Annotated in this window: 6 protein-coding genes; all 6 read right to left on the reverse strand. The window is 33.2% G+C overall.

Features of this window, described 5'->3' with window-relative positions; all coding sequences use genetic code 11:
• Positions 1-45: 45 nt before the first annotated feature.
• A complete protein-coding gene (gene pyrR, locus B0E44_RS13055) occupies positions 46-585 on the reverse strand; it encodes a bifunctional pyr operon transcriptional regulator/uracil phosphoribosyltransferase PyrR (RefSeq protein WP_077375890.1) in 540 nt (179 codons plus the stop codon).
• 113 nt (positions 586-698) lie between these two features.
• Complete coding sequence (locus B0E44_RS13060; RefSeq protein WP_077375893.1) at positions 699-1,922, reverse strand: DUF418 domain-containing protein; 1,224 nt, start codon at positions 1,920-1,922, stop codon at positions 699-701.
• Between the two features lie 178 nt (positions 1,923-2,100).
• Entirely contained in the window at positions 2,101-3,717 is a 1,617-nt protein-coding gene (locus tag B0E44_RS13065) for an ABC-F family ATP-binding cassette domain-containing protein (RefSeq protein WP_077375896.1), read from the reverse strand.
• A 132-nt stretch (positions 3,718-3,849) separates the two neighbouring features.
• Complete coding sequence (locus B0E44_RS13070) at positions 3,850-6,189, reverse strand: T9SS type B sorting domain-containing protein (protein ID WP_165688804.1); 2,340 nt, start codon at positions 6,187-6,189, stop codon at positions 3,850-3,852.
• A 246-nt stretch (positions 6,190-6,435) separates the two neighbouring features.
• Positions 6,436-8,508, reverse strand: coding sequence for a beta-N-acetylhexosaminidase (locus tag B0E44_RS13075; protein ID WP_077375902.1), 2,073 nt, complete (start codon positions 8,506-8,508; stop codon positions 6,436-6,438).
• 114 nt (positions 8,509-8,622) lie between these two features.
• Positions 8,623-10,560: a glucosamine-6-phosphate deaminase gene (nagB, locus tag B0E44_RS13080; RefSeq protein WP_077375905.1), complete on the reverse strand. Its 1,938-nt coding sequence runs from the start codon at positions 10,558-10,560 to the stop codon at positions 8,623-8,625.
• Positions 10,561-10,653: the final 93 nt, after the last annotated feature.

Here is a 10,653-nt window from a genome sequence, read left to right on the forward strand (position 1 = left end):
ATTGTTTAATCGTTTAATGTTAATTCTGCAACCTGCTGTCTGCAATCAATTGGTAACCAAATAAACACCATCTTCTCCATCTTGCTCAGCCCAACAAACTTTTACCTTTTCACCATTAATCGCATCTACCTGACGACCTCGATAATCGGGTTGAATGGGTAAGTCTCTACTAAAACGACGATCAATTAATGTCAATAATTCTATTCCAGAAGGCCTTCCAAAAGATTGAATAGCTGTCAAAGCAGCACGAATACTGCGTCCTGTGTACAATACATCATCAATAAAAATCACTTTTTTTTCTTCAACTAAAAAATCAATTTGTGTTTTATTGGCTTCCAAAGGCTTATTGGTTCTTCGAAAATCATCCCTAAAAAAAGTGATATCCAAATATCCTAAAGATACATTTGGTATGTGATATTCTTTTTCTAATAGTTCTTTTAATCGTTCTGCCAAAAATGTTCCTCTAGGTTGAATCCCTATCAAAACGGTATCGGAAAAGTCAAGATGTTTTTCAATTAATTGACAAGCCAAACGATTCAAAATAATATTGACTTCTTTTGAATTGAGTAACACTTTTTGATTCATATATGCAATTATTTGGTTTTAAAAGATTTACGACTTTATCAATGTGATTTCAAAATGCAACATTCGATTTTAAAACATCGTAGGTTTGGTTAAGCAAATATACAAATTCCGAATTAGGATTTATTCATTGCAACATCAGAAAAATTATTTCTTTTTTTCCTAAAAGAAATCCATGTTGCCTTATGCCAAATATACTCCAACGGACCTTGCTTATGATTTTTTAACCACCACGTACAGAATGATATTTGCAAAATAAATAAAGCAATTCCGATTAACAGACAATACGTTGCTCCAGTATATTCAACAAGACCCAACCCGTATCGATAGTAAATAAAAGACCCTACAATGGACTGCATTATATAATTAGTCAAACTCATTTTCCCAAAAGGAATCAGTTTTGACAAAAGATTATGTATCGACTCTTTTTGATAAATCAAAACAAATGTAGCCACTATAACAATCATAAAAGCCAAATTAGACCAAGATGCTATAATTATCGAAAGACTATTCATTGTAGCTTTTCGTTCTATCATTGCTGGCAAAAATGTTTTTAATGTAAATAAAGGAACAAAAAGAACAATGGCACATTGCAAAGCTTTTTTCCAAAATAAATTGCTGTCAGTTGATGCAATAAAAAGTTTTTTACGTCCAACTAACATTCCAAACATAAATAAAGATGGAGCCTGAAAAAAACGTCCATTTTCCCATGACCAAGAAACGGAAGCTAATCTCCCAATATTAAGATTCCCTACCGCATAATCCATAAAGGAATTACTTTTTAGATACTCTCCCATCATTCCAAAATAACGATCCGACAAATTTGGCATTGGAACATATTCTGGATGCGACAACATATAAAAGAATTTTGTCCACTCCAAAGGCTGTAACATCAAAATAACGGCAGTAATAAAAACTACTTTATCATTCCATTTGCAAACAGGAATTAAAGTAAGTCCCAATACAGCGTAAATCATCAAAATATCACCTTCGTAAAAAACTGTGTTTATTAACCCAAAACCTAATAAAAGCACTAATCTCCAAAGAAATCTTCCTCTAAAATCCTTCCCTTTTTTCTCTTGATTATCATTTTGAATATAAAAGCTAAAACCAAACAGTAAAGCAAAAATCGCATAGGATTTTCCACCAAAAAGGAAAAATAATATTTCCCAAATTACTTTATCCAAAACTTTCATCCATTCCGGTAATGCCTCTGGGAAATAGTAATAATCAAAATGTTCAATGTTATGCAATAACATAATAGACATAATTGCAAATCCTCGCAAAGCATCGACAACTTCTATTCTTGGTGTTTTTAAATTAAAAGTATTGTTTGACATAAATATGATAAAAAAATGAAACAATTATTATCTCAAAAGTATCTTAATTTTCTATCAATAACTAAAAATTAATTTCTAAATTCATTATAAATAAAACACTCATTCTGAATATTATCGTCCAAAAAAAAAGCTCCTACATTTATGTAGAAGCTTAAAATTTATTGAAATTTATTTATTCTTAAGAATACATTTTAACTCTTAATTCTTGAACTTTTTCATCATCTAAATATTCGTCAAAAGTCATGTAACGGTCTATAGCTCCGTTTGGAGTTAATTCAACGACACGATTACCAACGGTTTGAGCAAATTCATGGTCATGAGTTGTAAAAATAACCGATCCTTTGAAGTTTTTCAATGAATTATTGAATGCGGTGATAGATTCCAAGTCCAAGTGATTGGTTGGCTCATCTAGCATTAGGATATTAGCGCGTTCCATCATCATTCTTGACAACATACAACGAACTTTTTCTCCTCCAGATAAAACTCTACTTGTTTTTAAAGCCTCTTCACCAGAGAAGATCATCTTCCCAAGGAAACCTCTAATAAAAACTTCATCACGTTCTTCCTCCGTTTTTGCCCATTGGCGTAACCAATCAACTAAAGTATAATCATTTTCAAAAAACGAATGATTTTCAACCGGTAAATATGCTTGATTTGTGGTAACTCCCCAATCAAATTCTCCAGAATCTGGTTTTTGATTATTATTCAAAATTTCATAAAAAGCAGTTGTAGCACGCGAATCTTTTGAAAAAAGAACAATTTTATCGCCTTTTGCCATATTTAAATCAACTCCTTTAAACAAAACTTCGCCATCAATAGAAGCACTTAAATTTTGTACATTCAGAATTTGATCTCCCGCTTCACGATCCTGATCAAAAATAATAGCTGGATAACGACGACTTGAAGGTTTAATCTCTGAAATATTCAATTTAGAAATCATTTTTTTACGAGAAGTAGCTTGTTTTGATTTGGCCACATTCGCAGAAAAACGACGAATAAATTCTTCCAATTCTTGTTTCTTTTCTTCGGCTTTTTTGTTTTGTTGCGCACGTTGTTTCGCAGCTAATTGGCTTGATTCATACCAAAAAGTATAATTCCCAGAATAATGGTTTATTTTACCAAAATCAATATCCGATATATGTGTACAAACGGAGTCCAAGAAGTGTCTGTCGTGAGAAACCACAATCACTGTATTTTCATAGTTTGCCAAGAAATTTTCTAACCAAGCAATGGTTTCAAAATCCAAATCATTGGTAGGCTCATCCATGATTAATAAATCTGGATTTCCAAAAAGAGCTTGCGCCAAAAGTACTCTAACTTTGATTTTTCCTTCCAAATCGCCCATTAGAGTATAATGGTTATCTTCTGTAATTCCAAGATTTGACAGCATTGAAGCAGCATCAGAATCAGCATTCCAACCGTTCATCTCTTCAAATTGAACTTGCAGCTCCCCTATTCTGTCTGCATTTTTATCATTATAATCTAGGTAAAGTGCGTCCATTTCTGATTTAACAGCATACAAAACTTTATTACCCATCATTACGGTTTCCAGTACCGTATGTTCATCAAACATATTGTGGTTCTGATTTAAGACCGACATACGTTTTCCTGGTTCCAAATGAATATGTCCAGAAGTTGGATCCATATCACCTGATATTATTTTAAGAAAAGTTGATTTTCCAGCACCATTGGCTCCAATAACTCCATAAATATTTCCGTGTGTGAAGGTTGTATTTACTTCGTCGAACAAAATTCGCTTGCCAAACTGAACTGATAAATTATTGACTGTTAACATGAATGTCTTTTTATTAAAATTTTGTGCAAAAGTACAAAAAAATAATGATTTTATTTATTCAAAAAAAACCTGATAAAATTCCATTAGGTTCACATTATTATATTTTTTTCTTCATTTAAAATATACCTGTTATTATCGTAAAAGCGAAAAATGACCTTTTGTAAATCTTCCGTCTGATAATTGTAATGTGTACCAATAATCGTCAGCTGGCAAAGGAAAATTGTTAAAGGTACCATCCCACCCCACCTCTTTTGGCGAAATTTGTTTTAGAAGTTTACCAAAACGGTTAAATATCTCAATGATTGCATTTGAATTAGATGGAGTGTTTAAGTCCCAAATATTCCAATTGTCATTTATACCATCTCCATTTGGAGTAAAGTATTTTGGGGCACCTAAAACAGAAATTGTCTTATGTAGAATACCACAGCCATTAAGATCTTTTATGTACAAATCGTGAATACCTGTAGCAACGTCATCAAAAATGGGGGAAGTTTGATAATTTTCGGATATATTATCTAAAGAATACTCATAAATTCCTTGCCCTGATGCTGAAATAGTAACTTTTTTTGCTTCGGTAAAATCGTCTATTATGACTTCATAGACTTTTGCAAGTTCTGAATTTTTCACTATAAATATGCGCTCTTTGGTGCATCCATTTTGATTTTTGACCACAACCGTGTAAGTTCCTTCCTTATAAACTTCTATATCAGAAGTTATTTCTCCGTTTGGAGACCATTTGTATTGGTAATTAATTATATCGGAGATAGAAATTCCTGAATTTAATTTTATTGAATCATCTGTTTCATTTAAACACAAATACAATGTTTCATTTTTTTCAAGATTTGGCAAAACCGCCACTTTTAAATCAATTGTATTAATCCCAATGCAATCATTTTCATTTTGGACTCTGGCATATACCGTTTGCTGATTGGGCTGTGTATTTGTAAAACTTGATGATATTGGACTTTGAAGCAATAATGCATTTTCTAATGTTAGGAAATAAGTGGCTTTGTTTCCATTATTTTCGAAGCCTGCGTCGGCTAGATTAAATTTCACAATACCATCGGCTATGGCATCATCATCGCATTTTTCTATTATTTGGGTTAGTGTTGTACCTTTTTTTACTTTCAAATCTACAGTTGTAAAAGCATAGCAAGCGGTAGTTTTGTTTGTTACTTTGGCAATTATTGTTTGTGGATTTGTAACATTGGTGTACAAGAAATCTAAGGGATTTACATCACTTTGAGCATCTGAATTGTTAAGGTAAAATTTTACAGCAAACTGAGAATCGCCTAAAGTCAATGCATCCGATGCTTCCGAGAGATTAAATGTTTTTATATCACTTGGCACATTACCAATATCACATTGTGTTAACTGTACTGGTTTTACATTTGGAAGCGTTTTATTTATTATTAATTTGAAAGGCTTAAAAACACTGCAAAGCGATTTTGTATCCAATATTTTTGCATAAATAGTCTCTTCTTGATACGCCACTTTGTTTACATAATCTTTTGGCAATGTTACCATATCATTTGCAGCGGGATGATAGGTTACAATTCTATTTGGATTATTTTCTTGTAACAGCAAATCATTTTCAGCTAAATTAAAATGTACAAAACCCGTTTGATTTACATCACACCCAGCAACATTTAATGGAAAAGGAGTCTGCAATGGCTCTACCGTAAAAATAAATTCCTCAACTACAAAACATTTTGAAACAGTATTGGTTAATCTAATATATCCCTTTTGTGGACTTTCGGTGTTTCGAAATCCATTAGGAAGCCTTCGGATGTCTTTTATTGCATCCCCACCTCTTATGTAAAAAGAAGCTTCAACATTATTTTGGTTTCCTACAGCAGTAGCAGCAATTTCATTTAGATCAATATTTGTAATAAAATCATTTACACCATCCGATTCACAGATTTTCGCACCATAACTACCAAATATTTTTGGTGTTTTTATTTCAGGAGGAGCGTCTATTGTTGCTGTGCCATTAAAATCAAGTGAAAACTGATCATAAGGAGATTCTGCATCCATAACAACAATATAGTAGCTTTCTCCCGCTTTTACGTCTAACATTTCAAGAAAGCCATTCCCTTCGTTAGACTGCCTACTTATTCCGTAAGCACCAGGAATTAATCCAGTTGCATTTTTACTTGAAAATATTTCTGTAGGTGAAGTATACGAACAACGAATGGACTGTCCGATATCACCACAAGTAACGTTTGGACCAAAAACAAAAAAGTTTAAATCAGCTTGTGGATTTTGACTTTTGGGTGTCAGTACAAACCCAAAACTACCGCTTTTTACAATAGTAACTTTCAACCATATCATCGGAGTATGAATGTAAATTCCGCAGCTTACATGACCATTAAACTGAGTTTCATCTGGATATGTTTTTATTATTCCTGTAAAAGTTGTATTGCCACATATAGTAAGAGCACTGGAACAATCCCATTGTGAAAAAGACATTTGACAAAATAAAATACAACAAAATACAACTATTTTTTTGACGGGTATCATTAGCAAATTAAGTATTATAACACGTTTAATCTTACTAGCACGTAAATGCTTCAAAAAAAACCTGGCAAAGAATTACCAGGTTTAAAATATTGTTTTCACAGAAAAACAATAGCAATTCAAAATAAAGAGATCATATTAAAATACAAATAACCAAACTCAATCTTAACGATTCCAACTTTTATTTTTGAATTTAAATTAAGCTTGAACTAACTTTTTCAAGCTATTATATACCGCTAATTCAACATCGGCATGTTCTTTGGAATTACAGTTCTCTAATAATCCATTCAATACAGAAACATCTATATTTTGTTTTTTATCAATTTTAAGCAAAAGTTGCTCCGAAATATCTTTTATACTTTTTGACAATGGCAAAAGTGGCTGAACCAAAGGCGCATTATTACTTAAGATCGTCAAATCTGTATGCATCTTAATCCATTTATTTAAATAATTAGTAACAATAATTTGATTTTCATTTGTTTTATTATTTAAATAATTGGTAACCGCTCCATCGAATCCTATTGCATCGGAAGCATCTGGAGTACAGACATCCGCAAATAAAGTCAGTGGTGAATACATTTGGTATTCAGTACCTCCTTTATTTCTTGAATATTGTTTAATAGGTTCACAAATATTAGACATATCAAGTAATGCTTCATTTTCTTGATTGTTGCTAATATTTCTCAGCAAACCCTCTTTGCTCTTTAAATGTGTCAGCCCGAGTTCTTCCAATCTAAAAGAAACTGTATTCAATCTTTTGCGTAAACTATTGATATCGGTAATATTTTCATTTGACCAAAATCGTTCAGCAATGGCGGCTGTTCTAGGCCATACTCTGGAATCAATTGTGCCAGGTGTCACTAATTCGGTCCACATAGTTGCTTCTCCTCCCAAAATTCTTGCTTTTTCTTCATTAGTCAGAGTTACATTTTTTGGCATTGGATCCACAGTGTAATGATTTTCAACTCCTAACATTAAATCAATATAATATCCATTTGACAAAACGGTTTTATATCCACCTTTTACTGCCTCAACTAATGATTGGCCTGCTGCCTGACCTTCGTTTGTTCCTCTCCAAGAATGTATTATGGCATCTTTGGACATATTCTTGGTCATAATTTCTTCCCATCCCATTAATTCTTTTTTATGCTTTTTGAGCATTGGAATTAATTGCATAGTGAAATACGTTTGCAATTCATGGTTTGTTGCCAAATTATGTTTCTTTTTGAATTCCTGAATTTTAGGATTTGAGTCCCAGTCTTTCCCTTCATTTTCATCACCTCCTATGTGAAAAAATTTACCAGGAAAGAGCGGACAGATTTCATCAAAAAATTCACTTAACAATTGATATGTTTTTGGATTTGAAGGGTCAAGCGTAGGTGTAAAAATACCTGCGTTTCTTTCAAGAGTATATGATTGCACTTGAGTAAACTGCTGACCGTTCTCTCCAGAACCCACATTCAAATTCACCACTTTACTTCCAATTTCTGGATAAGCGGTCAATATTGCAGATCCATGACCAGGAACATCAATTTCCGGAACTACTAAAATCCCTCTATCTGCAGCATATTTTACAACACTTTTTATTTCTTCTTGAGTATAATAATTCCCATCAGATGCCATTTGAATCAGCTTCGGATGTTTCTTCATCTCTATTCTCCAACCTTGATCATCCACTAAATGCCAGTGAAAAACATTCATTTTTACCGCAGCCATTCCATCCAAATTACGCTTTATTACATCAATTGGCATAAAATGTCTGGCAACATCAATCATCAACCCTCTCCAAGTAAATCTTGGAAAATCAGATATGTTGGAAGTCGGAAAATAATAAGATGTGCTATTGTTTTGCAACAATTGCAAAAGGGTTTCCAATGCATGTAATGCTCCAACATCTGTAGTTGCATTTATGGTAATCTTATTGGCTGTTACTTCCAATAAATAACTTTCATCTTCATATAATTCAATTTTTCCAGATCGAACACAATTAATTTGCAATTCAGCATCAGGAACTTCATTTAATCCGTTTATAAATCCTTGATTGAAAAACAAACCTGTTCTTCCGTCCAAACGTCGCAAAAAATTAGTCGCACCAATAAATATTCTTGAATTTGGAGCTCCAGTAATATTTACTTTAAAATTCTTTGTAAGTGCAAAAGAACCTTGATTAAGACTAATATTTTGAGGCCATGGCATAATATTTAACTGCTCTTTAGTAACTTGAGCTGTCGAAACAAAAGAGGCAAATAAAAAAAACAGGATATATTTCATTAGATAAAAAAATATGTTAGTAAAAAATGTAAAATAGTGCTAAACCCAAGTTTTAAAGTTCATAAAAAAACTTAGAGCCTAGCACTAAACTTAACACAAAACAAAACTATAGTACTAGTACTCAAAACGTTTAAAAGCTTCAATCGCTTCATATTCGGCAAGTCCTAATTTATCGTATAACTTAGCAGTATTTTTATTTCGATCCTCGGCTCTAACCCAAAATTCTCTCGAATCATTTCCTTGGAACATCACTCTGTCTTTTTGAGACTGATGGTATAAAATAGCTTGTCTTTTCAACATTACTTCGTCAGGACTCAATGGAACAGCCATATCAATTTCATGAATATCCCATTCGTGCCAAGCGCCTCTATATAACCACAACCAACAATCGTTCATGAATGGTTTTGATTTTAATGCTTTCATCGCCGCAAAAATAGCATTCAAACATACTTCGTGTGTACCGTGCGGATCAGCCAAATCTCCTGCAGCAAATACTTGATGCGGCTTAATTCTTTCTATAATTTCTTTTACAATAGCAATGTCTTCAGGCCCTAACGGCTTCTTTTGAACCATACCCGTTTCATAGAACGGCATATCCAAGAAATGAGTATTTTCATCTTTCAAACCAATGTATCTGGTTGCTGCGTATGATTCACGTCTTCTGATTAATCCTTTTAGTTTACGCACTTCAGCAGAATCGCTTTGTCCTAGTGGTTTAGAATTAATTGAATCAATTACAGCTTGAAAATTGATTCCTGATTTATCTTTTTCAACAAAATCATTGCAGACTTCGGCAAACTTCAATGCCTCATCATCGGTAACTGCAATGTTACCTGAGGTTTGATACACTACATGGACATCGTGACCTTGTTTGATTAATTTGGCAAATGTTCCTCCCATTGAAATAACATCGTCATCTGGATGTGGACTGAACAGAATTACTCTTTTCTTAGCTGGATTAGCCCTCTCTGGACGGTGAGAATCATCCGTATTTGGTTTTCCTCCCGGCCATCCAGTAATGGTATGCTGCAACACGTTGAACATATTAATATTCAAATCATAAGAAGAACTTCCGGCAGCCAATAAATCGGACATTCCGTTATTGTTGTAATCTCTGTCGGTTAATTTTAGAATGGATTGATCGGTATGTTGGCAAAGCCAAACAATTGCTTTGTTTTTCAACTGTTCCGTCCAGATACACTCCCCTACCAACCAAGGTGTTTCCAATCTGGTTAATTCTGAGGCAGCCCCTTCGTCTAATACAAAAGTGGTGTTATTATGATTTTGCAAAAAAGTTGCAGGAATTTCAGAGCTAATATCACCTTGAATAGTTCTCTTGATAATAGAGGCTTTGTTCTGTCCCCAAGCCATCAAAACAATTCTTTTGGATCTCAGAATGGTGGAAACTCCCATCGTGATTGCTTTTTTGGGAACATTACCAATTCCATTAAAATCTCCAGAAGCATCTACTTTAGTTATATGATCCAAAGTGATGATTCTAGTTCCAGAATTTATGTGTGAACCTGGCTCATTAAATCCAACGTGACCAGTTCGCCCAATTCCCAACAATTGAAAATCAAGTCCACCGGCATTTTTAATATTCATTTCATAATCAACACAAAACTGATTTAAATCTTCCAAAGCAACAGTACCATCCGGAATATTCACATTTTCGGGTCTGATATCCACATGATTAAAAAGATGCTGATGCATGAAGTAATGATAACTTTGATTACTTTCCTTTGGCATTGGATAATATTCATCCAAGTTGAAAGTCACAACATTGTCAAAACTCAATCCTTCCTCTTTGTGCATACGAACCAATTCCTGATATACTTTTATTGGTGAAGAACCCGTAGCCAACCCTAATACACACTTTTTATTTTTTTCTTGTTTCGAACGAATTAAATCGGCAATCTCTTGAGCAACGATTATTGAAGCATCCGTTGAGTTTTTAAAAATTACGTTATGGATTTTTTCAAAACGGGTGTCTTCAAACTGACCTGCTTTTTTGAAGCTTATGTCATTACCATTAATTGATGTAGTTCTCATGTTTTTATAATTATATATTTTTAATCTTAAGGAGTAGTAATATAAATATTATTAAGTAACTAAACTTGAAATATCTATGTATTGTGCTTATAA

The organism is Flavobacterium sp. A45 (genome assembly GCF_002001005.1).
In the GTDB taxonomy this organism is placed as follows: domain Bacteria; phylum Bacteroidota; class Bacteroidia; order Flavobacteriales; family Flavobacteriaceae; genus Flavobacterium.

Coding starts and splice junctions, on each gene's coding strand:
- pyrR (WP_077375890.1), bottom strand. CDS start 585: ATGAATCAAAAAGTGTTACTCAATTCAAAAGAAGTCAATATTATTTTG.
- B0E44_RS13060 (WP_077375893.1), bottom strand. CDS start 1,922: ATGTCAAACAATACTTTTAATTTAAAAACACCAAGAATAGAAGTTGTC.
- B0E44_RS13065 (WP_077375896.1), bottom strand. CDS start 3,717: ATGTTAACAGTCAATAATTTATCAGTTCAGTTTGGCAAGCGAATTTTG.
- B0E44_RS13070 (WP_165688804.1), bottom strand. CDS start 6,189: ATGTCTTTTTCACAATGGGATTGTTCCAGTGCTCTTACTATATGTGGC.
- B0E44_RS13075 (WP_077375902.1), bottom strand. CDS start 8,508: ATGAAATATATCCTGTTTTTTTTATTTGCCTCTTTTGTTTCGACAGCT.
- nagB (WP_077375905.1), bottom strand. CDS start 10,560: ATGAGAACTACATCAATTAATGGTAATGACATAAGCTTCAAAAAAGCA.